This window comes from Rhodopseudomonas palustris (genome assembly GCF_034479375.1).
GTDB lineage: Bacteria > Pseudomonadota > Alphaproteobacteria > Rhizobiales > Xanthobacteraceae > Rhodopseudomonas > Rhodopseudomonas palustris_M.
The window spans coordinates 176,875-201,437 of the sequence record NZ_CP140155.1; the positions used below are offsets into that span (position 1 = coordinate 176,875).

At 65.6% G+C, this 24,563-nt stretch carries 23 protein-coding genes; 15 read left to right on the forward strand and 8 right to left on the reverse strand.

Features of this window, described 5'->3' with window-relative positions:
• Positions 1–40 precede the first annotated feature (40 nt).
• Together SR870_RS00845 and crcB are read left to right on the forward strand one after the other, a co-directional pair.
• Positions 41–637, forward strand: a complete 597-nt coding sequence (locus SR870_RS00845; protein WP_322516166.1) for a superoxide dismutase — start codon at positions 41–43, stop codon at positions 635–637.
• A gap of 164 nt (positions 638–801) precedes the next feature.
• The gene (crcB, locus tag SR870_RS00850; RefSeq protein WP_322516167.1) at positions 802–1,176 is read left to right on the forward strand and encodes a fluoride efflux transporter CrcB; all 375 of its coding nucleotides are present in this window, start codon (positions 802–804) and stop codon (positions 1,174–1,176) included.
• 6 nt (positions 1,177–1,182) lie between these two features.
• On the opposite strand, the gene SR870_RS00855 is transcribed toward crcB, so the two are convergent.
• Together SR870_RS00855 and SR870_RS00860 are read right to left on the reverse strand one after the other, a co-directional pair.
• Positions 1,183–1,671, reverse strand: a complete 489-nt coding sequence (locus tag SR870_RS00855; protein ID WP_322518372.1) for a CinA family protein — start codon at positions 1,669–1,671, stop codon at positions 1,183–1,185.
• The gene (locus SR870_RS00860) at positions 1,671–2,582 is read right to left on the reverse strand and encodes a transcriptional regulator GcvA (protein WP_322516168.1); all 912 of its coding nucleotides are present in this window, start codon (positions 2,580–2,582) and stop codon (positions 1,671–1,673) included. The genes SR870_RS00855 and SR870_RS00860 overlap by 1 nt, the downstream gene beginning before the upstream one ends.
• Before the next feature lie 99 nt (positions 2,583–2,681).
• Here SR870_RS00860 and SR870_RS00865 point away from each other — a divergent pair, with 99 nt between their 5' ends.
• Both SR870_RS00865 and SR870_RS00870 read left to right on the forward strand, forming a co-directional pair.
• Positions 2,682–2,897, forward strand: a complete 216-nt coding sequence (locus tag SR870_RS00865; protein ID WP_322516169.1) for a DUF1127 domain-containing protein — start codon at positions 2,682–2,684, stop codon at positions 2,895–2,897.
• Positions 2,898–2,927: 30 nt separating this feature from the next.
• A complete protein-coding gene (locus SR870_RS00870) occupies positions 2,928–3,539 on the forward strand; it encodes a GNAT family N-acetyltransferase (RefSeq protein WP_322516170.1) in 612 nt (203 codons plus the stop codon).
• A 78-nt stretch (positions 3,540–3,617) separates the two neighbouring features.
• Here the strand turns inward: SR870_RS00870 and SR870_RS00875 are convergent, their stop codons facing one another.
• The 4 genes from SR870_RS00875 to SR870_RS00890 all read right to left on the reverse strand — a co-directional run bounded on the left by SR870_RS00875 (position 3,618) and on the right by SR870_RS00890 (position 9,559).
• Positions 3,618–5,090, reverse strand: a complete 1,473-nt coding sequence (locus SR870_RS00875) for an amidase (RefSeq protein WP_322516171.1) — start codon at positions 5,088–5,090, stop codon at positions 3,618–3,620.
• A 552-nt stretch (positions 5,091–5,642) separates the two neighbouring features.
• Positions 5,643–6,518, reverse strand: coding sequence for a hypothetical protein (locus SR870_RS00880; RefSeq protein WP_322516172.1), 876 nt, complete (start codon positions 6,516–6,518; stop codon positions 5,643–5,645).
• 147 nt (positions 6,519–6,665) lie between these two features.
• Positions 6,666–8,210: an acyl-CoA synthetase gene (locus SR870_RS00885; protein WP_322516173.1), complete on the reverse strand. Its 1,545-nt coding sequence runs from the start codon at positions 8,208–8,210 to the stop codon at positions 6,666–6,668.
• Positions 8,211–8,383: 173 nt separating this feature from the next.
• Positions 8,384–9,559, reverse strand: coding sequence for an acetyl-CoA C-acetyltransferase (locus tag SR870_RS00890; protein ID WP_322516174.1), 1,176 nt, complete (start codon positions 9,557–9,559; stop codon positions 8,384–8,386).
• A gap of 127 nt (positions 9,560–9,686) precedes the next feature.
• Here SR870_RS00890 and SR870_RS00895 point away from each other — a divergent pair, with 127 nt between their 5' ends.
• From SR870_RS00895 to SR870_RS00930, 8 genes are all read left to right on the forward strand, one after another.
• Positions 9,687–10,370, forward strand: a complete 684-nt coding sequence (locus SR870_RS00895; RefSeq protein WP_322516175.1) for a TetR family transcriptional regulator — start codon at positions 9,687–9,689, stop codon at positions 10,368–10,370.
• Between the two features lie 696 nt (positions 10,371–11,066).
• Positions 11,067–11,825 (forward strand): SDR family NAD(P)-dependent oxidoreductase, encoded by a 759-nt coding sequence (locus SR870_RS00900; RefSeq protein ID WP_011440580.1) that lies wholly within the window; start codon positions 11,067–11,069, stop codon positions 11,823–11,825.
• A 225-nt stretch (positions 11,826–12,050) separates the two neighbouring features.
• Positions 12,051–12,857 (forward strand): enoyl-CoA hydratase/isomerase family protein, encoded by an 807-nt coding sequence (locus SR870_RS00905; protein ID WP_322516176.1) that lies wholly within the window; start codon positions 12,051–12,053, stop codon positions 12,855–12,857.
• Positions 12,858–12,907: 50 nt separating this feature from the next.
• Positions 12,908–14,782 carry an AMP-binding protein gene (locus tag SR870_RS00910; protein WP_322516177.1) on the forward strand — a complete coding sequence of 625 codons (1,875 nt, stop codon included), beginning with the start codon at positions 12,908–12,910 and terminating at the stop codon, positions 14,780–14,782.
• A 170-nt stretch (positions 14,783–14,952) separates the two neighbouring features.
• Entirely contained in the window at positions 14,953–16,080 is a 1,128-nt protein-coding gene (locus SR870_RS00915; protein WP_322516178.1) for an acyl-CoA dehydrogenase family protein, read from the forward strand.
• Between the two features lie 142 nt (positions 16,081–16,222).
• Positions 16,223–17,470 carry an acyl-CoA dehydrogenase gene (locus tag SR870_RS00920; protein ID WP_322516179.1) on the forward strand — a complete coding sequence of 416 codons (1,248 nt, stop codon included), beginning with the start codon at positions 16,223–16,225 and terminating at the stop codon, positions 17,468–17,470.
• Positions 17,471–17,617: 147 nt separating this feature from the next.
• The gene (locus SR870_RS00925; RefSeq protein WP_322516180.1) at positions 17,618–18,862 is read left to right on the forward strand and encodes an acyl-CoA dehydrogenase; all 1,245 of its coding nucleotides are present in this window, start codon (positions 17,618–17,620) and stop codon (positions 18,860–18,862) included.
• A 168-nt stretch (positions 18,863–19,030) separates the two neighbouring features.
• A complete protein-coding gene (locus SR870_RS00930; protein ID WP_322516181.1) occupies positions 19,031–19,732 on the forward strand; it encodes a nitroreductase in 702 nt (233 codons plus the stop codon).
• A gap of 5 nt (positions 19,733–19,737) precedes the next feature.
• Here the strand turns inward: SR870_RS00930 and SR870_RS00935 are convergent, their stop codons facing one another.
• Positions 19,738–20,580: a helix-turn-helix transcriptional regulator gene (locus tag SR870_RS00935; RefSeq protein WP_322516182.1), complete on the reverse strand. Its 843-nt coding sequence runs from the start codon at positions 20,578–20,580 to the stop codon at positions 19,738–19,740.
• Positions 20,581–20,719: 139 nt separating this feature from the next.
• On the opposite strand from SR870_RS00935, the gene SR870_RS00940 reads away from it, so the two are divergent.
• The gene (locus SR870_RS00940; RefSeq protein ID WP_322516183.1) at positions 20,720–21,730 is read left to right on the forward strand and encodes a pyridoxamine 5'-phosphate oxidase family protein; all 1,011 of its coding nucleotides are present in this window, start codon (positions 20,720–20,722) and stop codon (positions 21,728–21,730) included.
• 57 nt (positions 21,731–21,787) lie between these two features.
• On the opposite strand, the gene SR870_RS00945 is transcribed toward SR870_RS00940, so the two are convergent.
• Positions 21,788–22,570, reverse strand: coding sequence for an enoyl-CoA hydratase/isomerase family protein (locus SR870_RS00945; protein ID WP_322516184.1), 783 nt, complete (start codon positions 22,568–22,570; stop codon positions 21,788–21,790).
• 323 nt (positions 22,571–22,893) lie between these two features.
• On the opposite strand from SR870_RS00945, the gene SR870_RS00950 reads away from it, so the two are divergent.
• Together SR870_RS00950 and SR870_RS00955 are read left to right on the forward strand one after the other, a co-directional pair.
• A complete protein-coding gene (locus SR870_RS00950; protein WP_322516185.1) occupies positions 22,894–23,568 on the forward strand; it encodes a cyclic nucleotide-binding domain-containing protein in 675 nt (224 codons plus the stop codon).
• Positions 23,569–23,585: 17 nt separating this feature from the next.
• Entirely contained in the window at positions 23,586–24,473 is an 888-nt protein-coding gene (locus tag SR870_RS00955) for a DUF6537 domain-containing protein (RefSeq protein ID WP_322516186.1), read from the forward strand.
• Positions 24,474–24,563: the final 90 nt, after the last annotated feature.

The window sequence follows — 24,563 nt, forward strand, 5'->3', positions numbered from 1 at the left end:
GTTAAGTCGAAGTCCCCCACCATTGTGGAAATGATGACCCATGACCTTCACGCTTCCTGAATTGCCGTATGCCTACGACGCGCTCCAGCCGTACATGTCGAAGGAAACGCTCGAATATCACCACGACAAGCATCATCAGGCCTATGTCACCAATGGCAACAACCTGCTGAAGGGCACCGAATTCGAGGGCAAGTCGCTCGAGGAGATCGTCAAGGGCTCGTTCGGCAAGAACGCTCCGCTGTTCAACAACGCCGGCCAGCACTTCAATCACATCCACTTCTGGAAGTGGATGAAGCCGAATGGCGGCGGCACCAAGCTGCCGGGCGCGCTCGAGAAGAAGATCAACGAGGACCTCGGCGGGCTCGACAAGTTCAAGGCCGATTTCGCCGCCGCCGGCGCCGGCCAGTTCGGCTCGGGCTGGGCCTGGCTGTCGGTCAAGGACGGCAAGCTCGAAATCTCCAAGACCGCCAACGGCGAGAATCCGCTGGTGCACGGCGCCACGCCGATCCTCGGCGTCGACGTCTGGGAGCACTCCTACTACATCGACTATCGCAACCGCCGTCCCGACTATCTCAAGGCCTTCGTCGACAACCTGATCAACTGGGAATACGTCGAGGAGTTGTACTCCAAGGCCTGATCGACGGCCTGATCGCGGCGCCCGCTGGGGCGCGCGCGTTCACGATTTGGTAATCAAAAGGCGGCCGCACCACGGCCGCCTTTTTCGTGCCCCGCAGCCCTTGCAGGACTTGCCCTGCTGCGGCACAACGGCGCGCCGGCATCGCGCGACGCGGAGACAACGGAATGGCTTATGTGGTGGTGTTCCTGGGGGGCGGGCTCGGGGCGGTGTTGCGCCACTTGATCAACACCCTCAGCTCACGGATGCTGGGCACCGCATTCCCGTATCACACCTTCTTCATCAACGTCACCGGCTCGCTGGTGATGGGCCTGATCGCCGGCTATTTCGCCTTCAAGGGCGGCTCGTCGCAGCACGTCCGGCTGTTCCTGATGACCGGCATCCTCGGCGGCTACACCACCTTCTCGGCCTTCTCGCTCGACGCCGCGCTGTTGTACGAGCGCGGCGCGGTCGGCCTCGCGGCGCTCTACGTGCTCGGCTCGGTGGTGCTGGCGATCGCCGGGCTGTTCGCCGGCCTCGCGCTGGTCCGCGCCGTCACCTGATCCTGCTCAGTCCTGCTGCGCCATCGTGTGCAGCAGAAACGTCAGCGCGGTGTTCGCGAACACGTGCATGTTGTCGAGCCGGTCGCTGCTCGCCGTCTCCAGCGTCATCACCGCCTGCGCCGGTCCCGCGACCGCGATGCAGGTGTGGCCGGCGGCGTCGCCGTAGCGATTGCCGCCGGGGCCCGCCGCGCCGGTCTCCGACAGCGCCCAGTCGCAGGAGAACCGCTCGCGCATCCGTCGCGCCAGCAGCTCCGCATAGGGCTCCGACGACGAGCGAAACCCCTTCATCTGCGGATCCGGAATATCCATCAGGATGCGCCGGGCCTCGCGGGTGTAGACCACCGCGGAGCCGAGGAAATAGGCCGACGCTCCGGGCACCGCGAGCAGCGCCGCCGCGATCAGCCCGCCGGTCGACGATTCCGCCACCGTGATGGTCTGCTTCCGCGCGATCAGCCGCACCGCGACCTTTTCGGCGAGGGGGACGAGATCCTTCATCATCGTTTGTCTCCGGCTTTGCCGCTGGTGTCGGCCGTCAGCCATTGCCGGAACGCCGACAGTTTCGGCGAATCCGCGCTGGCCTGTGGTGATACCAGATAGAAGCCCCATTCGTCCGGCAACGCGATCGTGAACGGCACCACCAGCCGCCCCTTGGCGATGTCGGCCTCGACATAGGAGGTGCGGCCGATCGCGACGCCGAGCCCGTCGATCGCCGCCTGCACCGTCATGAACACCAGGTCGAACGACAGCCCCGGCTGCCTGGAGAAATCCGGCGGCAGGCCGGCGGCGGTGAGCCACAGCCGCCAGTCGTCGTGATAGCTGCCGGTGGTGTGCAGCAGCGTCTGCTCGGCGAGGTCCTGCGGGCATCGCAACGGCTTTCCGGCGGCGAGCAGCGCCGGGCTGCACACCGGAAACAGCTCGTCGGCCATCAGCCAGTCGGCGCGTAGCCCCGGCCATTGCCCGCGTCCATAGCGGATCGCGGCGTCGACATCGTCGCGCGCGAAGTCGACCAGCGCCGTCGACGTGGTGATCCGCACGTCGATGCCCGGATGAGCTTCCTGAAATGCCGACAGTCGCGGCAGCAGCCATTTCGCCGCCAGCGACGACAGCGTGCTGACGGTGAGCACGCGATCATTGTCCTTGCGCAGCAGCCGGTCGGTGGCGAGCCGCAGATCGTTGAAGGCGGCGCGGATGCCGGGGAGATAGTCGCGGGCCTGCGGCGTCAGCGCCAGCGCCCGATTCTGCCGCACGAACAGCTTCACGCCGAGCTCCTGCTCGAGCCGCTTGATCTGATGGCTGATCGCGGTCTGCGTCACGTTCAGCTCCGCCGCGGCCAGCGTGAAGCTGAGATGCCGCGCAGCCGCTTCGAACGCGCGCAACCCGTTCAGCGATGGCAGCCGGGACGTCATGACGCCTCCTCATCCATGAGTTTGTCTCATCCGAAGCCAGCCGCAATGTCGTTTGTCAGGGCGGCGCATCGCGCTGATATTTTGCAAACAAGCATACTAATGGAGGCCGAAATGTCCATATGCGCAGAGCATTCGATGACAAATCTTCATGATTCAAGCGTTTGGGCCCGGATTGCGGAGACGGTCCGGTGCTGGCGCCAGCGGCACAACGAGCGGCTCGAGCTGGCGAAGTATTCGGAGCGCGAGCTGCGCGATGTCGGCCTGTCCTGGGGCGAGATGATCTTCGAGGCCGAGAAGCCGTTCTGGCGGGCCTGATCCGGAGAAGACGGTCGGGGAGATCCAGCGATGGCGTTCGATGTCGACGATCCGGGCCGTTTCACCGACACGGTTCGGCTGAGTTCGGGCGCTTCGCTGACTCTCCGCTTCGCCGGGGTGGCCGACACGGATCTGCTGCAGCACTACTTCCGCACACTGTCCGACGCATCGCGCTACAGCCGGCTGATGGGCGCGGCGCCCGAGCTGCCGCACAGCCAGCTCGCCAGATTCGTCCATATCGGAGAGGCCGACGCCTTCACCGTGCTGGCGTCGATCGCGTCGGACAGCGGCGAGACCGTCGTCGGCGAGATTCGCTACGCGTTGCATCGGGCCGAAGCCGCGGTGGAGTTCGGCATCTCGGTCGATGATCGCTGGCACGGCCGGGGCGTCGGCATAGCGCTGCTGTCGAATCTCGAATGCCGCGCAGCCGCGCTCGGCGCCGACCGCATCTTCGGCGACACGCTGCGCTCCAACGCGGCGATGATCCGGCTCGCCCGCAAATGCGGCTATGAGTTTCAACCATCGCCCTACGACTGGAAGCAGACCCGCCTCGGCAAGGCGGTGGACTACGCGCCGCAGGACATTCCCTGTGCGAGCTGGCGGCTCGCCGCGGCAACGCGCGGCGTTGCGCCGGCGCGTTAGCCGCTGGAATCTCGCGCCCCGCCCAGCGCTGTCGATGTCTTCCGCGCCGCCGCTGTCGGCGGCGGCCCGAGTCGCCAACTAATCGGCGAACGCCGGCGGAGCCTTGAAGCCGCCGAATTCGCGCTCGATCAGTTCGGCGAGTTTCAGCGGCGTGCGATCTTCCAGCCACGGCCCGACGATCTGCACGCCGATCGGCAGACCTTCGGCCGATATGGCGATCGGCAGCGCCGTCGCGGGCAGGCCGGGCAGCGTCGCGATGCCGGGCCAGACCAGTTGATCGACGTAAGGGTAGGGCTTGCCGTCGATCTCGATACGGCGCTCTTCCTGCGGTTCGTGATGATCGTGCGGATAGGCCGGCGTCGGCATCAGCGGACAGATCACGGCGTCGAACTGCTTGAACAATTCCTGCCATTGCGCGCGCAGGCCGGTGCGGCGGCCGTCGGCGACCAGCCAGTCGCGATGGTTGAGCACGATGCCGCGCAGCCGCTCGGCGGCGAGGCTGTCGTCGGCGGCGTCGAGCTGCGCCGCCATCGCCTGGGCGCCGGCGTAAATCTCCGGCGGGAAGCCCGCCGCGAGGAACGACAGCAGCATCCGCATATAGACGCGCGAAGTTTCCGCAAGATCCGGCAGCAGCGGCGATTGCCGGGTGACGCTGACGCCGGCCTTGGTCAGTCCGGCTTCGAGCGTCGCGATCGCGCCCCGCACGCTCGCGCCGGTCGGCAGCAGCGGATGCGTATCGAGCAGCAGTACGCGAAAATCCTTCAGCGCGGCATGGCGCGGCGCGGGCATGTCGAGCTTGTAGCCGATGCCGTCGAAAATCGGGTCCGGCCCGGCCATCACCTCGAGCAGCAGCGCGAGGTCGGCGGCGGAGCGCGCCATCGGTCCGATCACCGACAGGTCGCGGTTGGAAGGCAGCGGCGGCAGCGGCGGCGGGGTGTGGCCGCGCGCGGGGCACAGCCCGAAGGTCGGCTTGTGCGCGTAGACGCCGCAATAATGCGCCGGCACGCGGAGCGATCCGCCGATATCGGAGCCGAGCGACAGCGCGCCGTAGCCGGCCGCGAGCGCGGCCGACGATCCGCCGGAGGAGCCGCCCGGGGTGCGGCCGAGATCGAACGGATTGTTGGTGATGCCGTAGATGTCGTTGTAGCTCTGCCAGTCGCCGAGCGCGACCGGCACGTTGGTCTTGCCGACGATCACCGCGCCCGCGGCCTTGACCCGCTCGATCGCCAGCGCGTCGTCCTGGGCGACGAAATCCTTATGCGGGACGAAGCCCCAGGTCGTCGGCAGGCCCGCGACATTGAAGCTCTCCTTCACCGTCATCGGAATTCCGAGCAGCGATCCACGGCCGCCACGCGACAGCGCGAGGTCGGCGGCGCGCGCGGTCTGCAGCGCCCGGTCGAAGTCGCGCACGCAGACCGCATTGATCTGGCCGTCATGCCGCTCGATGCGGGCGATGGCGTCCTGCGTCAGTTCGACGGAAGAGACCTTCTTCGCCTTCAGCGCGGCGCTGAGTTCGGTGGCGGACGCGAAGCTCCATTGTGATGCGGTCAAGGCCGGACTCCCTTTGTTGCGGCGGCGCATCATGACCGCCGAGGGGCGATTTGCAATTCCGGACACCGCCAGTGGCGGCGCCGGGCTTGCCGATCCGTGACATTTTGATAGCGAATCCCGTGAGGCGGGATATTGTTGACGTGCATCAAGGATGCACCCCGCGCCGGATGCTCTGATTGCGCGAGTTTCGGATTCCGACCGAATGGATCGGTCGGTTCGTGTCTCCCTTGACTTAAAGCTCCGGCGGTTCCGGAGCTTTCTTTATGGGCACCGCCGCTGACCCGACCCCGGCAGACCGCGCGGTTGCCGCCCGCGGGTCCGCCGTTAGATGTGAGCGGTTCATCGATTGATTGAAGCGATCTGGCCCTTGCCAGATGCACTGACTCCTCGTCCTGAGGAGCCCGGCGAAGCCGGGCGTCTCGAAGGACGGGGGCGACGCAGTGCCGGCGGCGCATGGTTCGAGAAAGCGCTTCGCGCCTCCTCACCATGAGGTTGCACCGGCGGCGAGTATCCCTGAGCGCCAGTGCTGATTCCATCGGAGACAGAACGGCTCTAACCGCCGCGGAAATCACGCGGCGTGAAGTCGATGTCGAGCACTTTCCATTCCCTGTATTTGTCGGCCGGCAGCATACCGTAGGGCTGGCACGCCGCCAGCGCGTCGATCGCGCCCTGCATCAGCGCCGGGCCCTTCGCCGAGGCGCTGGCCTCGATCAGGATCGGCTCCTGTGCCAGCCGGCCGTCCGGCAGCAGCGCCACGCGCAGCACGATCTTCACATTGTCGGACGGAGCAATGGCGGCCGGCAATGTCGCGCAGGATTTGAGCCGCTGCCGCAACGCCGCAATCGCGTCGGCGCTGATATCGGCCGCGATCTCTGCGGGCGCGTCGAAAGTGGGGTCCGTGGGCAGCCCGAGCGCCACCGAATATTTCACCGTGAGGTCCGGCTCCTGCGCAATCGCGGGTGGATACGGCGCAGGCGCCGCCTGCTGGGCTTGCTGCGCCTGCGGTGTCGCTGCGGGCGGCAATGGCTGCGGCGGTTCAGGCTTCGGGGGCTCCGGCTGCGGAGCATCGGCCTGTTTCTGAACAGGCTCGGGCTTGGCAGGCTCAGGCTTGGCAGGCTCCGGCTTTGCAGGCTCCGGTTTGGCGGCTTCCGGCTTCTGCGCGGCTTCGGGCCTGGCCGGCGGTTGTTGCGCAGCCGGCTCGGATTCCTCGATCTTGAATTCGGGCAGTTCCAGCGCCGGCTTGCTCTCCGCCTTCGGCTCCGGCACCGGCGGGGCTTCGTCCGCAGTGACGACGTCGACCTCGATCCGCTGTTCGGGCACTTCGGCGAACGGGCGCACCTCCGCGAACAGCAGCACCGCGCCGACCAGCCCGAGATGGGCCAGAACGGACGCGGCGACGCCGGCACGGATCGGAAAACGCAACGTCATGGCAACCGGGAGCGAGCAAGGGAGCCCCAGCATAGCGTGCCCGGCCGGCCGGCGGGACTGGTTATCTTGGTCGCAGTCGTCGCGGTGGCGGCCATCGCCGACCGATCGCCCGCCTCGCCGTTCCCGCAGCTCTCAGGATCGCGCTGTTTACGCGAGCGCCGCTTGCTTCTTCGGCCAGTAGCGGTCCTTGAGATGGCGCTTGACCAGCTTGCCGGTCGGCGTGCGCGGCAGTTCGGCCTCGAAGTCGATCGAGCGCGGGCATTTGATCGCGGAGAGCCGGTCGCGGCAGAAGCCGATCAGTTTGGCCTCGAGGTCCTTGCTCGGCGTGACGCCGTCGCGGGTCTGCACCACGGCCTTGACCTCTTCGCCCATCTCCTCGTTCGGTACGCCGAACACCGCGACGTCGGCGACGTCGGGATGCGTCAACAGCACGTCCTCGGTCTCCTGCGGATAGATGTTCACGCCGCCGGAGATGATCATGTAGCTCTTGCGGTCGGTGAGATAGAGAAAGCCCTCGGCGTCGAGATAGCCGACGTCGCCGAGAGTCGACCAGCCCTTGTCGTTGTAGGCGTTCTTGGTCTTGTCGGGATCGTTGTGATAGCTGAACGCCGGCGCGTCGGCGAAATACACCGTGCCGATTTCGCCCGTCGGCATCTCGTCGCCGGCCTCGTCGAGGATCTTGATGATGCCGACCACCGCCTTGCCGACCGTGCCGCGATGGCTGAGCCATTGCTGCGAGGTCGACACCGTGACGCCGTTGCCTTCGGAGCCGGCGTAGTACTCGATCAGGATCGGACCCCACCACTCGATCATCTTCGCCTTGACGTCGACCGGGCAGGGCGCGGCCGCATGGATCGCGCCCTTCAGCGACGACACGTCGTAGCGGGTGCGGACCTCGTCCGGCAGCTTCAGCATCCGCACGAACATCGTCGGCACCAATTGCGACTGCGTCACCTTGTACTTCTCGACCAGCGCCAAAAACTGCTCGGCGTCGAAATGCTCCATGATCACCGAGGTGCCGCCCAGCGTGATCGCCATCATGTTGAAGCGCAACGGAGCCGCGTGATACAGCGGCGCCGGCGACAAATAGATGCTGTCCCGGTTCATGCCGCACATCTTCTCGCACAACAAACGGAGGAAAGGACTCGGCACGTCGATGGCGTTGCCCTCGAACTCGCGCTTGATACCCTTCGGACGGCCGGTGGTGCCGGACGAATACAGCATGTCGTAGCCGGCGACTTCGTCGGCGATCGGCGTCTTGGGCTGCGCGCCGGCTTCTGTGTCCCAGGAGCGGAAGCCCGGGGCCGGTTCGTCGACCATGAAGAATTCAACGCCGGGCAGGGTGCCGAGCAGCGGCGCGATCGCGTCCGCACCCTGCGGCGAGGTGATCACGACACGGGCGCCGCAATCCTGCACGATATAGGCGATCTCGTCCTTCTTCAGGTAACGGCTGATCGCCGTGTAGTACAGGCCGGCGCGCTGCGCCGCCCAGCAGATCTCCATGAACGCCAGCCGGTTTTCCATCAGCAGCGCGACGTGATCGCCGGCCTTGAGGCCGAGCGCGCGGAATAGCTGCGCGCCCTGGTTCGAGAGTTCGTCGAGCTCGCGATAAGTGATCGCCTTGCCGGTCGACGCCATCTGATAGGCGATCTTGTCGGGCTGGGTGCGGGCGTGAATCGACGGATGCGTCATGGGCGTGTCCTCGGTGATGCGGCGGATTGATCCCGCTCATTTTGACTTGGTACGACGCCTCATGGTGAGGAGCGCGCCTATTAGCGCGCGTCTCGAACCATGAGGATGATCAATTCATCCTTCGAGACGCGGCGAAAACGCCGCTCCTCAGGATGAGGGCCGACGCTTGTCGCTTACAGCCGCTCGACGATGGTGACGTTGGCCATGCCGCCGCCTTCGCACATCGTCTGCAGGCCGTAGCGCTTGCCGGACTGCTGCAGCGCGTGGATCAGCGTCGTCATCAGCTTGGTGCCGGAGCCGCCGAGCGGATGCCCGAGCGCGATCGCGCCGCCGTTGACGTTGAGCCGGGCCGGATCGGCGCCGGTCGCCTTCAGCCACGCGGTCGGGATCGAGGCGAAGGCTTCGTTGACCTCGAACAGGTCGATGTCGTCGATGGTCATGCCGGCCTTCTTCAGCGCCCGTTCGGTCGCCGGCAGCGGCGCTTCCAGCATGATCACCGGGTCGCCGCCGATCATCGTCATGTGGTGGATGCGTGCCATCGGTTTGACACCGAGTTGCCGCAAGCCTTTTTCGTTCACGACCATCACCCCGGAGGCGCCGTCGCAGATCTGGCTGGCGGTCGCAGCGGTCAGCCTGCCGCCGTTCTCGTTGATCAGCTTGACGCCCTTGATACCGTCCAGCGTGACGTCGAAGCGGATGCCTTCATCGATCGCATGGGTATCGGTCGAGCCGTCGGCGCGGGTGATCGGCAGCGGGATGATCTCGTCCTTGAACTTGCCCCCCTGAGTCGCCGCGATCGCGCGCTGGTGGCTCTGATAGGCGTATTCGTCGAGCTGATCCTTCGACAGATCGTATTTGTGCGCAACCATTTCGGCGCCGGTAAACTGGTTGAACTGGATGTTCGGGTAGCGCTCTTCCATCTGCGGGCTCTTGTAGGTGCCCATCCCGGCTTTGGCGGCGAGGATGGCCGGCGAGCCCATCGGCACCCGCGTCATGCTCTCGACGCCGGCCGCGATCACGATGTCCATCGAGCCCGCCATCACCGCCTGCGCGGCGAAATGCAGCGCCTGCTGCGACGAGCCGCACTGCCGGTCGATCGAGGTGCCCGGCACGCTTTCCGGCAGCTTCGACGCCAGCACCGCGTTGCGGCCGATATTCACAGCCTGCTCGCCGGCCTGACCGACGCAGCCCATGATGACGTCCTCGATCTGGTCCGGCGCGGCGCCGGAACGGTCCACCAGCGCATTCAGCACGGAAGCGGCGAGATCGGCCGGATGCCAGCCGGCGAGGCGGCCTCCCTTGCGGCCACCGGCGGTGCGTGCGGCGGCGACGATATAGGCCTCGGCCATGCGTTTCTTCTCCCTGATGAGGTGTTGTTTGGCGGGCTGCGGGCGGATTTAAGGGGCGGGGATGGATTTAGTCAATCAATCAATTAACGCTTGAGCCCGGCTGCGGGATGGGCTAATTCCTGCGTCGATGGCAGCGCAACCGACCCCAGCTCTGGCGACCCGACTCCCGGCGGTGAAGAATTCCACCGCCGACAAGCTGTTGGTCGCGGCCGGCGAATTGATGATCGAGCGCAACTCGGTCGAGATCTCGCTGTCGGACATCGCGCAGAAATCGGGCGTCAACGCCGCGCTGGTGAAGTATCATTTCGGCAACAAGGACGGCCTGCTGCTGGCGCTGCTGGAGCGCGACGCCGCCAACGAGATGACGCATCTCGATTATCTGCTGGCGCAGCCGCTTCCGCCGACCACCAAGATGAAGCTGCACATCGCCGGCATCATCAAGGCGTATCACCAGTTTCCCTACATGAACCGGCTGATTCACTATCTGCTGCACGGCAGCAATCGCGACGCCGCCGATGAGGTCACCAAGTTCTTCGTCGGCCCGCTGCTCGACTTCCATCGGCGGCTGATCGCCGAAGGTATCGCGGCCGGTGAATTCCGCAACGTCGATCCGGTGCTGTTCTACACCACGCTGATCGGCGCCTGCGATCATCTGTTCTTCGGACGGCAAACGATGATGCGGGCGGCCGGCGTCGGGCCGGTCACCGACGACGTCTGCCGCGCCTATATACGCCACATCGAACTGATCATCCTCGGCGGGCTGCTTGTGCCCAATCGGCAGGGTAAGCCGAAGCAGGCCGCCGCCGGATAACGGACTAACAACAAGAAGAGCCGGACAACGAGCTGACAATAACAAGAAACGACCCCAAGCAACTGCGAGACTTTCAAGCAAGACCCGGGAAAAGCCAAAGAAAATCCGAACAACAACAATAACGCCCAAGGATCGGTTCACGGAATCTGCCCGCAAGAGGCAGACGGAATGGAACTTCAGGCACCCCCGGGACCTCGTTTGAGCTGACGACTTCAAGAACACGATCGGGAAACGCCCAAGCTTCTTTGTGGACGCGAGGCCCCAATCCGAGGGGCAGCGCAACAAGCAAAGACCCTCATCCCGAGGAGCCGCGAAGCGGCACGAAGGATGGCGGCGAGGCGAGGCCAGAGCAGGACGATTCATCCTTCGAGACGCATCCTGCGGATGCTCCTCAGGATGACGGCATTCGGAATGCCGATGCTCATCTAGATGAGGGCTTCGAACCTGGGGATGCACCTCGGAGACGATGACCTAGAAATCCAAACCGAAGGCCGCGCGGTCCGCGCGAAGTACCTTCGGAGCACAACAATCGGGGAAACGCCCAGGGGGCCGTTGATCAATCCGGCCCGAAAGCGCAAGAAGGCCACGCCGAAGGATCTGTCCGAGGTCCGTTGAACCGTTCGAAGAAACGCCCAAGGACCGCACCCGCAACGGCTGCTAAAAGAGTTCAGAAAGTCCAAGGAAAGGGATTTTACGATGCAGTTGAAAGACGTCTCCGTTCTCATCACCGGCGGAGGGTCGGGGCTCGGCGCCGCGACGGCGCAAGCGATGGCCGCCAAGGGCGCCAAGGTCGCGGTGCTCGACATGAACAAGGACAATGCCGAGAAGGTCGCGGCCGAAATCGGCGGCGTCGCCTGCGTCGGCGACGTGTCGCAGGAAGCCCCGGTCAAGGAGGCGATCGCCAAGGCCGAGGCCGCGCACGGCATCGTCCGCGTGCTGGTGAACTGCGCCGGCATCGGCGGTGCGGTGAAGACCGTCGGCAAGAACGGCGCCTATCCGCTCGACCACTTCTCGCGCATCATCAACGTCAACCTGATCGGCAGCTTCAACTGCATCCGGCTCGTCGCCGAGCGGATGCAGAACGCGCCGACCATCGGCGAAGAGCGTGGCGTCTGCATCAACACCGCCTCGGTGGCGGCGTTCGACGGCCAGATCGGCCAGGCCGCTTACTCCGCCTCGAAGGGCGGCATCGTCGGCATGACCCTGCCGGTGGCGCGTGACCTCGCCTCGATGAACATCCGCGTGATGACGATTGCGCCCGGCCTGTTCCTGACGCCTCTGCTGATGGGCCTGTCGGAAGAAGCCCGCAAGAGCCTCGGCTCGCAGGTGCCCCATCCGGCCCGCCTCGGCGATCCGTCGGAATACGCCTCGCTGGCGGTGCAGATCGTCGAGAACCCGATGCTGAACGGCGAGACCATCCGCCTCGACGGCGCCATCCGCATGGCGCCGCGCTAAACGCGCACTTCTCACCCTCTTCATTTCGGGAGAGGGTGAGATCTTCGATCTCCGCCGCGTGTAGTTCGCGCCATCCTGGTGAACGTTTCGCGCGGTGGAATTCGAGGCGCTGACAATCGTGTTCCTCTCGGGTTTCGGGAGGAGGGCGACCGGTCGCCGGCTCGGTGGCCCGACTAAACGTCGCAGCAGTGGCGTATAAGAACAAGAACTGACGGGAGTGACGGCGTGACCGAGGCCTTGCTGGTCGATCATCGTGACGGGGTCGATTGGGTGACGCTCAATCGGCCGGACAGCCTGAACGCTCTCGATCCCAGCCTGATCGACGCTCTCAACGATTATTTCGGCCGGCTGCAGCGCGACCGGCAGACCCGCGTCGTGGTGCTGAAAGGCGCCGGCGCCAATTTCTGCGCCGGCCTCGACCTCAAGCACGCGATGGCGCGCCGCGCCGGTGAGAACGCGACTCCCGGCGTCACCGAGTCGCTGGATTCGCAGCGCCGGATCGCCGACATCGTGATGCTGATGCGGCGTTGCCCGCAGCCGATCATCGCGCTGATCCAGGGCGCCGCCGCCGGCGGCGGATTCGCGCTCGCTCTGGCCAGCGACGTCCGCATCGCCGGGCGCAGTGCGCGGATGAACTGCGCCTTCATCAAGCTCGGACTCGGCGGCTGCGACATCGGCACCAGCTACTTTTTGCCGCGCCTGGTCGGCGTCTCGGTGGCGTCCGAACTGATCCTCACCGGCCGCTTCATCGGCGCCGAACGCGCGCTGATGACCGGGCTGGTGTCGGAACTGGTCGAGGACGATCAGCTCGAAGCCGCGGCCCAGCCGTTCGTCGACGCGATGATGGCTGCGTCGCCGGTCGGTTTGCGGCTGTCGAAGGAGTGCCTCAACATGGCGGTCGATGCCGGTTCGATCGAGCAGGTGATCGCGATGGAGGACCGCAACCAGGTGCTGTGCTCGCGCTCGGAGGATTTCAAGGAAGGCGTCGCCGCTTTCATCGAGAAGCGCAAGCCGGTCTACGGCAAGCGCTGACCCTATCAACGTTGGCCCGGCAAGAGGCCGAGAAAACGGGAGACGACGACATGACTGCCAGCGCAGCCGCGGTGCTGACCAAGCCACCATTCCGCAAGGTGAACTGGCTGCCGCGCGAGATCGAGGTCGATCGCCGCGAGGGCGGCGTCATCGTGATGAAGTCGCGCTTCCCGCTGATGGATCACGATCCCCACCTGCCGATGGCGCTGGCGAAATGGGCCAGGCAGCGCCCCGACGACATCTGGCTGGCGCAGCGCAAGGGCGAGGCGCGGCAGTGGCGCAAGGTCAGCTACGCCGAGGCCAAGCGCATCGTCGATTCGCTCACCCAGGCGCTGCTCGACCTGAAGCTGCCGGAAGGCCGGCCGCTCACCGTGCTGTCCGGCAATTCGATCGAATTCGCGCTGATGATGATGGCGGCGATGCAGGCGCGGATTCCGACCGCGCCGGTGTCGCCGGCCTATTCGCTGATGAGCCACGACCACGTCAAGCTGAAGTATCTGTTCGATCTGGTGAAGCCGGCGGTGGTGATGGTGCAGAACGGTGCGCCCTTCACCAAGGCGCTGCACGCGCTCGATCTTGCCGGAGTCAAAGTGGTGCATGTCGATGGGCCGGCGGACGGCATCGCCAGCCTTTCCTACGACGATATGGCGGCCACCAAGGTGACCGCCGACGTCGAGGCCTCGATCGCGAAGATTACGCCCGACACCGTCGCCAAGTTTCTGTTCACCTCCGGCTCGACCGGGATGCCGAAGGCGGTGATCAATACCCAGCGCATGATGTGCGCCAACGCCGCGATGATGATGCAGGTGCGGCCGCGCGATCCGAGCGGTCCGCCGCCGGTGCAGCTCGACTGGATGCCGTGGAACCACACCATGGGCGGCAACGCCGCGTTCAATCCGCTGCTGATCGAAGGCGGCACGCTGTACATCGACGACGGCCGCCCGGTGCCGGGGCAGATCGAGGAGACGCTGCGCAACCTGCGCGAGATCTCGCCGACCTACTACGCCAACGTGCCGGCCGGCTACGCCGCGCTGGCGAGCGCGATGGAGAAGGACGATGCGCTGTGCCGGTCGTTCTTCAAGGACATGCAGCTGATGGCCTATGGCGGCGCGCGGCTGCCGGACGATCTGTACGAGCGGATGCAGGCGCTGGCGGTGCGCGCCACCGGGCATCGGCTGGTGTTCTACACCGGCTGGGGCTCGACCGAGACCTCGCCGACCTCGACCGGCACCTATTGGGACACCGAGCGCGTCGGCCTGATCGGGCTGCCGTTCCCCGGCGTCGAGCTGAAGATGCTGCCGGTCGGCGACAAGTACGAACTGCGGCTGCGCGGCGTCAACGTCATGCCGGGCTATTACGGCCAGCCGGATCTCACCGAGAAGGCGTTCGACGAAGAGGGCTTCTACAAGATCGGCGACGCCGGCGTGTTCGTCGATCCGAACGATCCGGTGAAGGGCATCATCTTCGCCGGCCGCGTCGCCGAGGACTTCAAGCTGATGACCGGCACCTTCGTCCACGTCAGCACGGTGCGCACCGACTCGATCGCCGCGGCGAGCCCGGTGATCCAGGACGCGCTCGTGGCGGGGCAGGACCGCGCCTATATCGGCCTGCTGGCGTGGCCGAACCTCAACGCCTGCCGGGTGATGATCGGCGATCCGGGCGCGACCTTCGAGGACGTGGTCAGGCATCCGGCGGTGCTCGCCGCGCTGAAGGCCGGCCTGGAGAAGCACAACCGCGAGGTCGAAGGCGCAAGCTCGATGCGGATCGCGCGGGCGATGCTGATGGTCGAGCCGCCGTCGATCGACGGCAACGAACTCACCGACAAGGGCTACATCAACCAGCGCGCCGGCCTCGACCGCCGCGCCGCGCTGGTCGAGCGGCTGTACGCCGAGCATCCCGACCAGGACGTGATGGTGTTGCAGTGAGAGATGTGAACTACCCATCGTTCGTCATTCCGGGATGCGCCCCTCGGGGCGCAGGCCCGGAATCCATACTCCCTGCGGTGGTTATGGATTCCGGGCTCGCGCTCTGCGCGCCCCGGAATGACGAACTCTGAAGAATTCAGCTAACGACTAACAACAACGGGACTTCGCCCATGAATTTCGATTTCTCCGACGACCAGAAGCAACTGCGCGATCAGGCGCGGCGGTTTCTTGCCGAGAAGTGCCCGCCGAAGGCGGTGCGTGCCGTGCTCGAAGGCAAGGCGGATTACGACCGCGACCTGTGGAAGGGCCTCGCCGAGATGGGCTTCCTCGGCGTCGCGATTCCCGAGGAATACGGCGGGACCGGCGCGGGCCATCTCGAACTCTGCGTAATCGCCGAGGAACTCGGCCGCGCGCTGGCGCCGGTTCCGTTCTCGTCGACCGTGTATCTCGCTGCCGAAGCGCTGCTGCTGGCCGGCTCGGAAGAGCAGAAGCAGAAGTGGCTGCCGAAGATCTCGTCGGGCGAGGCGATCGGCACGCTGGCGCTGTTCGAAGGCACCGGCAATCCGTCGCCGGCCGCCGTCAAGCTCGCGGTCTCGAACGGCACGCTCACCGGCACCAAGAAGCCGGTCGCCGACGGCGCGATCGCCGACTTCGCGATCGTCGCGGCGCGTAGCGGCAACAGCGGACGCGAGGCCGATATCTCGCTGTTCCTGGTCGATCTGAAGGCCGGCGGCGTCACCGCCAAGCCGCTGCAGAACGTCGATCCGTCGCGCCAGCAGGCCGAACTGACTTTCGCCGGCGCCAAGGCCGAGCCGCTCGGCGCGGCCAACGAAGGCTGGAGCATCCTGTCCCGCGTGATGGACCGGGCCGCGGTGCTGATCGCGTTCGAGCAGGTCGGCGGCGCCGACCGCGCGCTGGAGATGGGCCGCGACTACGCGCTCGACCGCATCGCCTTCGGCCGGCCGATCGGCTCGTTCCAGGCGGTCAAGCACATCCTCGCCGACATGTACGTCTCGGCGACGCTGGCGCGCTCGAATTGTTACTACGGCGCCTGGGCGCTCTCGACCGATGCCGGCGAGCTGTCCGAGGCGGCCGCGGCCGCACGCATCAGCGCGACGCAGGCCTTCCAGCATTGCGCCAAGCAGAACATCCAGGTCCACGGCGGCATGGGCTTCACCTGGGAGTTCGACTGCCATTTGTACTATCGCCGCTCCAACGCGCTGGCGCTGAGCCTCGGCAGCCAGTCGTATTGGGAAGATCAGTTGATCGACCGCATGCGCAAGAAGAACGCGGCGTAAGCACGGCCCTCATCCTGAGGAGCGGCGTCTTCGCCGCGTCTCGAAGGATGAGGCTGTACATCCCCATGGTTCGAGACGCGCGCAAGGGCGCGCTCCTCACCATGAGGTTCTGAATTCGCCTCGACTGGAAAGGCTCGACCCGATGAATTTCGACGATACCCCGCAGGAAGCCGAATTCCGCGCGCAGGCGCGCGCCTGGATCGACGCCAACGCGCCGAAACAATACGAAGAGGAACTGCGCAAGGCGTCGCTTGGCCGCGTTGTGCTGAAAGGCGCCAACATCCTCGAGGTCGCCAAGGCCTGGCAGAAGAAGAAAGCCGACGCCGGCTGGGCCGTGCCGCATTGGCCGAAGGAATATGGCGGGCGTGGTGCGTCGCCTATCGAGCGGGTGATCTGGCAGCAGGAAGAGGGCGTGTTCGGCAAGCTCACCGCGATGTTCATCATCGGCCAGGGCATGTGCGGCCCGACGATGATGGCCTACGCCAGCGAAGAGCAGAAACGGCACTATCTGCCGCCGCTCGGCTCCGGCGAAAAAGTGTGGTGCCAGTTGTTCTCCGAACCCGCCGGCGGCTCCGACGTCGCGGGCCTGCGCACCCGCGCCGAGAAGGATGGCAACGACTGGGTCATCAACGGCCAGAAGATCTGGACCTCCGGCGCGCACTACTCGGATTACGGCATCCTGATCACCCGCACCGACCCGACCGTGCCCAAGCACAAGGGTCTGACGATGTTCTTCCTCGACATGAAGAGCAAGGGCGTCGAGATCAAGCCGATCAAGCAGGCCAACGGCAATTCCGACTTCAACGAGGTTTATTTCACCGACGTGCGGATCCCGGACAGCCAGCGGCTCGGGAATATCGGCGACGGCTGGAACGTGTCGCTGACCACGCTGATGAACGAGCGGATGTCGATCGGCGCCAATGTCGCGACCGGTTTTCCTGAGCTGTTCGAATTCTGCAGTTCATTGATGCTCGACGGCGGCCCCGCGATCGAGGATCGCGCAGTCCGGAGCAAGCTCGCCAATTGGGCGGTGCGGGCGAGTGGATTGAGATACACCAGCTTCCGCGCGATTTCGGCGCTGTCCCGCGGCGAACGGCCGGGGCCGGAAAATTCGATCGGCAAGCTGGTCGCAGGATCGATGATCCAGGACGTCGCGATGTACGCGCTCGACCTGCAGGGCGCCGGCGGCGTGCTGAGCGGACCCGAGGATGCGGAGGTCGCCGGCAAATTCCAGGCGATGCTGCTGCGCTCGCCGGCGACGCGCGTCGAGGGCGGCACCGACGAGATCCTGCGCAACATCATCGCCGAGCGCGTGCTCGGCCTGCCCGGCGACATCCGCGTCGACAAGGACGTGCCGTTCAACCAGATCCCGACGCGGGGACGGGCGTAGCTCGCCCCAAGTACGAACCTCATCCTGAGGAGCCCGGCTTAGCCGGGCGTCTCGAAGGATGAGATGAAGATGAACAACTCATGGTTCGAGACGCGCGCGTTGCGCGCTCCTCACCATGAGGGCAGTGCCGATTGAGAGGAAGCCACGATGAATTTCGACGACACCCCGCAGGAAGCCGAGTTTCGCGCCGAGGCTCGCGCGTGGATCGACGCCAACGCGCCGAAGCAGTACGAAGAGGAACTGACGAAGTCCGGTCTCGGCCGCATCAGCCTGAAGAACGCCGACATCGTCGAGGTCGGCAAGGCGTGGCAGAAGAAGAAGGCCGAGGGTGGCTGGTCGTGCCTGACCTGGCCGAAGGAGTATGGCGGCCGCAGCGCGACGCCGATCGAGAAGGTGATCTGGCAGCAGGAAGAGGGCGTCTACAGCAAGCTGACGCAGCCGTTCCAGATCGGCGAGGGCATGTGCGGCCCGACCGTGATGGCCTATGGCGGCGAAGACGACAAGCGCAAATATCTGCCGAAACTCGCCTCCGGCGAAAACATCTGGTGCCAGTTGTTTTCCGAGCCCGCCGGCGGCTCCGACGTCGCCGGTCTGCGCACGCGAGCCGAGAAAGACGGCGACGACTGGATCATCAACGGCCAGAAGATCTGGACCTCCGGCGCGCATTATTCCGACTACGGCCTGCTGATCACCCGCACCGACCCGAATGTGCCGAAGCACAAGGGCCTCACCATGTTCTTCCTCGACATGAAGAGTGCGGGCGTCGAGGTGAAACCGATCAAGCAGGCCAACGGCATGCAGGAATTCAACGAGGTATTCTTCACCAATGTGCGGATTCCCGACTCGCAGCGGCTCGGAAATATCGGCGACGGCTGGAACGTGTCGCTGACCACGCTGATGAACGAGCGGATGTCGATCGGTGCGCGGCTCGCCACCGGCTTCCCGGAGATCTTCGAACTGTGCACCAATCTCGTCACCGCCGATGGCCTTGCGATCGACGATTCCGCCGTGCGGAGCAGGCTCGCGAACTGGGCGGTGAAGGCCAGCGGCCTGAAGTACACCTCCTATCGCTCGATTTCGGCGCTGTCGAAGGGCGAACGGCCGGGCCCGGAGAATTCGATCGGCAAGCTGGTCGCAGGCCCGATGCTGCAGGACATCGCCGCCTTCGCGATGGATCTCGAAGGCGCGGCGGGCGCCTTCACCGATCCGGCCGAGGCTGAAGCCGGCGGCAGCTTCCAGGCGATGCTGCTCGGCTCGCCCTCGATGCGCATTGCGGGAGGCACCGACGAAATCCTGCGCAACATCATCGCCGAACGCGTGCTGGGCCTGCCCGGCGACATCCGCGTCGACAAGGACGTGCCGTTCAACCAGATCCCGACGCGGGGGCGGTGAGGAATTATGGTTGCCATCTGCACCGTCATTCCGGGGCGCGGCAGCGAAGCTGGCGCGAACCCGGAATCTCGATGTAGTTGGCGGCTGAGGTCACGCAGCGCACGTTTCAGATTCCGGGTTCGCGCTTCGCGCGCCCCGGAATGACGGACATTCAGGAATGAGGCCATCATGACGATAATCGCGCCCGCATCTCCCACCCCGATTGATGTCCTCGAAGACCTGATGGCGGCGCGCTACTCGTGCCGGGCGTTCAAGTCGGATCCGGTGCCGCGCGAAACCATCGAGCGCATCCTCGGCGCGGCGCAGAAGACGGCGTCGTGGTGCAACAGCCAGCCGTGGCAGGTGCTGATCACCTCCGGCGAGGCGACCGCGAAGTTTCGTGACGCGATCTATCCGGTCGCCGCCAGTGGCGCGCCGATGTCCGGCGACTTCGAGTTTCCACGCGAATATCGCGGCGTGTATCTCGACCGCCGCCGCGAGAGTGGCTTTCAGCTCTATAACGCCGTCGGCATCGCCCGCGGCGACAAGGCTGCCGCCGCCCAGCAGGCGCTGCAGAACTTCAATCTGTTCGGCGCGCCGCACGTCGCCATCATCACCACCGACGAGGCGCTCGGCGTCTACGGCGCGGTCGATTGCGGCGGCTACGTCACCTCGTTCATGCTGGCGGCGCAGGCGCTCGGCGTCGCCACCGTGCCGCAGGCCGCAATGGCGTTCCACGCCGCCGTGGTGCGCAAGCACTTCGGGCTCGGCGACGACCGCCGCGTGGTCTGCGGCATCTCGTTCGGCTACGCCGACCGCGAGCACAAGGCCAACAGCTACCGCACCAACCGCGCCGCACTCGGCGATGTGGCGACGTTCGTGGAATCGTAGCAGGCTCAGCGCGGTCGCGGCGCGCGTTCCTCATCCACGGAGGCCACCGTGCCGCGCAAGGTCGCCATGTAGCGCCCCGGAGAGACGCCGAGCGTTTTGCGAAACATGGTGACGAAGCTCGCCGTGCTCGCATAGCCGAGCTCGATCGCCAAGCGCTGGATCGAGGCTCCCTCCGCCATCCTCTGCAACGCGACCATGATGGTCAGTTGCTGGCGCCACCGGCCGAAGCTCAGTCCGGTTTCGCGCGCCAACAGGCGGGCGAGGGTGCGCTCGCTCATCCCGGCGCGCTTGGCCCAGCTCCCCATGGTCCCGCGATCGGCGGGATCCGATATCATCGTGTCGACGATCCGCCGCAGGCGCGCGTCCACCGGCATCGGCAGGAACAGGCGCTGCACCGAGCTTGCGGCGATCTCGTCCAGGATCGCCGCGAACAGGTGGGACTCGCGGCCGCCTTCGGGATACAGCACGGGAAAACCGGCGGCGCGGACCAGCAGTTCGCGCAGCAGTGGCGTCGCCGACAGCGTGCAGCAGACGTTCGGCATCCCCGCCAGCATCTCCGGCTCGACGAAGACGTCGTAGCCTTCGATCGGTCCGGAGGCTCGAATCGCGTGCATTGCGCCGCCGGGGATCCAGATCGCGTGCTGTGGCGGCACCAGCCAGAGGCCGCTGTCCGCTTCGCAGGTCAGGACGCCGCGCAGGCTGAGCAGTAACTGCGCCTTCCGATGCCGATGTGGCGGCAGTTCCAGGTCCGAACCGGTCAACGTCATTCCGTACGCGACGACACGGCCGGGCGCGTCGTCGGGGTCGATCCAGTCGGCGGGAACGAACTGCTGGTCGAGGATCGGCATCGGTGGTGCAAGCTCGGGTCGGATTTTGGCCGGTTCTCGAAACAATCTGGCACATCTGCCTGATACAGCCAATCGCGCTAGACCTTATAGGTATGTGAAGCCGGGTGCGCCCGGCGGTTGTCGCGAAGGGAGCGCTGTGATGAATGATCGCATCTGTTCGGTGGCCGACCTGGAGGCTGTTGTTGGAACGACGCCGGACCTGATGAACCTCAAGGTGATCGATCACCTCGACGGTGGCGCGCTGCGTTGGCTTGCGGCTTCGCCGGTGATGTTCGCCGGCTTTGCCTCTGCGGGCGCGGTGGCAGTCACTATCGGCGGTGGCGATGCCGGTTTCGCGAGTGGGGACGCGCATCGGCTGCGGCTGCCCAAGGCCATGCTCGACGATCCGGCTTTGGCGCGGCCCGGACAGGGCTTCGGCTCGCTGTTCCTGCTGCCCGGCACCGTCGAGATGTTGCGCGTCAACGGCACCATCGCGGAGGTGCGCGATCACGAGATCTGTATCGACGTCGAGCAATGTTACGGTCATTGCGGCAAGGCGTTGCTGCGCTCGGAATTCTGGACGGCGATGCCGCTCGCGACTGCGCCGCAGGACACGGCAGGCTTCGCCGCTGAAAGCCGCCTGATGGCGCTGGTGACGTGCGACGCAGAGGGTCGTACCGATCTCAGCCCCAAGGGCGATCCCGCCGGATTGCTTCGGCTCGATGAGGGCGCCGCCTGGTTCGCCGATCGTCCAGGCAATCGTCGCACGGACAGCTTCCGTAATATCCTTGTTCAACCGCACGTGGCTGCGGCGTTGCTGATCCCCGGCGCGTGTTCGATCGCGCGGTTGTCGGGGCGGGCGCGGATTACATCAGATGCGGTCATGCGGGCCGCGTTCGCGGTCGACGGCAAAGCCCCAAAGCTGGTGACTGTGATCGACGATCTGACGATCGAACTGCACGACAGTCCCGCGCTTCGCCGCGCCAGGCTTTGGCCGCTGCAGCCGCAGACCCACGGGATCGAAGCGGCCAAGCTCTTCGTCGAGCACATCAAGCTGAACAGGAATGCCGGCTTCGGCGCCCGTCTCGCGAGCGCCGCGCTGTCCGTACCCGGCGTGTCCGGTCTGCTGAAGAAGGGGCTGGACAAGGAGTACAAGGACAATCTGTACTGACGTTCGTCCGTCGCCGACCATCGGTCATGTCGGACGATCCGAGGTGGCGCGCCGCCATCAAAACCGCGGAGCGCGTTTCTCCTTGTACGCGGCGATGCCTTCCTTGATCTCGTCGCTGCGCATCGAGGCTTTCGCGCGGGTGTCCGCTGCGGCCTCGTCGAAGGCTTGTCTGGCGAATTCGTTGATCGCGCGCTTCATCCCGGCGACGGCCGTCGGAGCATTGCCGGCGAGCGTCGTGGCCAGCGCGTCGACCTCGCGGTCGAGGCGATCCATCGAGACCATTGCGGTCAAGTAACCGATCCGCAGCATTTCGGCGGCTTCGATCCGTTGCGCGGTGAGAAACAGCCGCTTGGCATTGTCGACGCCGAGCCGCGTGACGTAGCGCTTGATGCCGGACGGATAGTAATGCAGTCCGAGCCGCGCCGCCGGCATGAACATCTCGGCAGTGTCGACGCCGATGCGGAAATCGCAGGCGAGCGCCAGATCGGTCGAGCCGCCATAGACGCCGCCATTGAGCCGGCAGATTGTCGGCACCCGCAGATCCTCGAGCCGGTTGGCGATGAGCTCGAACGCCGAGCCCGAGGATTCGCCCTCGACTTCGCTGGCAGCGCGCTCGGCCACCTTGCCGAGGTCGAACCCCGCCGAGAAGGCGCGACCGGTTCCGGTCAGCACAAGCACGCGGACCGACGCGTCGTTTTCTATCTGCTCGAACTGCGCCAGCAGCGTCACGAGGTCGTCCGGCTGCAGCCGGTTGAGGTGCTGCGGCCGGTTCAGCCGGATGGTGGCGCGCGGACCGTCGATGCTGAGAACCGGCGTGCTCGCGCCGTCCGTCTCCGACATGGGTAGAGATCTCCAGGAAGTTCGCGTGAGAAGGCGTCGGAAGTGGAACTGAACGCCCCTGAAAACGCCGCCGCGAGGGCAGCGGGCTGTCATGACATGGCGATCAGCGTGCAAATTGCCCGCGCCGACCGCGGTCGTCAATGATTCGGCCGGCTGCCGACGCGCGGCCCCAGGCGCCGGGCGCGGTGGCGTTCCGGGCGCCGGATTGTTTATAATCCCGTTGGCTTCAACGTGTATTCCGTGCACTTCGTCGTGGCGCGACCACCGTTGCCGCCGCTGTCGCTGGCGTCGAAGATCCTGATCTCGAAGGCAGGTTGATTCTCATGGACATGTCCCACATCGCTCAGCATGCCGGCATGGCCGGCAGTCTGTTCGCAACGATCTTCGTCGTCGCGACGGCCACGATGCGGACCATGATCCCGCTGCGCGTTTTCGGCATCCTGGCCAATGTCCTGCTGATCGCGGTGTCGATCCCGACCCATAACTATCCGACGATGGCGCTGCATGCCGTGTTGTTGCCGCTCAACGTCTGGCGTCTGCACCAGATGCTGCAGCTCGTGCGCGACGTGAAGAAGTCGGTCAACAGCGATTTGTCGATGGAGTGGCTGAAGCCGTTCATGACCGAGCGCAAATGCGCGACCGGCGAGGAGCTGTTCTACAAGGACGAGAAGGCCGAGCACATGTACTACATCGTCAGCGGTCGCTTCCGCCTGGTGGAGTCCGGCATCGAACTGCCGGTCGGTGCGATCGTCGGCGAGCTCGGCATGCTGTCGCCGTCGAATACAAGGACGCAGACGTTGGATTGCATCGAATCCGGCGTCGTGCTCGGCGTCAGTTATCGCCAGGTCGAGGAGCTCTACGTGCAGAATCCGGAATTCGGCTTCTACTTCCTGCGGCTCGCCAGTGCGCGGCTGTTCCAGAACATCGAGACGCTGGAAGCACGGCTGGCGCAGGCTCACGTGCCGGTGCCGGCACAGGTCGTCAGCGATACGGCGTAGCGGCGAGGGCGGCAACGGTGGCAGGTTATATCGATGCGATGCGCTCGACGCTCGCCGAAATCATCGGCGAACGCGATCCCGTTGTGCCGCTCGCCCTGCCGGACGGCCTGTCGCCGGCTGTCGAGCCCGTGGTGAGCGATGCGGTCGAACGATTGATCGTGTATCAGGGCCGGCGCTATGCGCGATTGTATCTCGATCGTATTCGCCGCTTCGTCGGGCGCCGCGACGTCGGCGACGATCTGTTGATCCGGATCGCGGAACTGATGGCGGAGCGGATGGCGTACGAGGATCCGATCCGGATCGCGCAACTCGCACTGATTGAAGCGGTCATCGGTCCGAGTGGCGTCGCCGCCGTCCAGGTCGACCGCAAATGCCGGTTTCGGATCGACGAGATGGTGTCGGCGCTCCCGATCGTGGTGGCCAATCCGATGCTCAGGGTGCTGGGCGCCTTCGGCTGGCAGCACATGCACGTGAAGATGCGCTTCAACGCCACGTGGTGGCTCGGCATTCGCCGGCTGAAGATGGAAGCTTGGCTGCGGCGCTGGCGGATGCTGTCGATCCGCTATGCGCGAGAGCGGGTCTGGGTGGAGCGCTGGCTACATATGATCGATCGCTGTCTCGCCAAGCGGCCCGAGGCGGTTTGGACGATCGTCGAGAGTGCCACCATGATCCGTGGCTATGGCGACACCTATCGTTATGGCATGGCGAACTGGACCCTGATCATCGACGGTCTCGTCAAGCCGGTATTCGCCGGCACGCTCGCGCTGGACGATCTCCCGGCTGCGATGGCGCAAGCCCGCGCGGCGGCGCTGCCCGACCGCCGCCAGACGGCGTTGAAACAGACGATCGCCACGATCCGCACTCAGGCCAGCGCAGAAGCGGTGCCGGCGTCGGCGATGCCCTGAACAGGCCGGTGTGCCCGGTTGCCGCGCAATTGACCGTCCACACCCGCCGATGCGTTCCGCCACGTGCATTTGGGGACCAAGAATGTCATA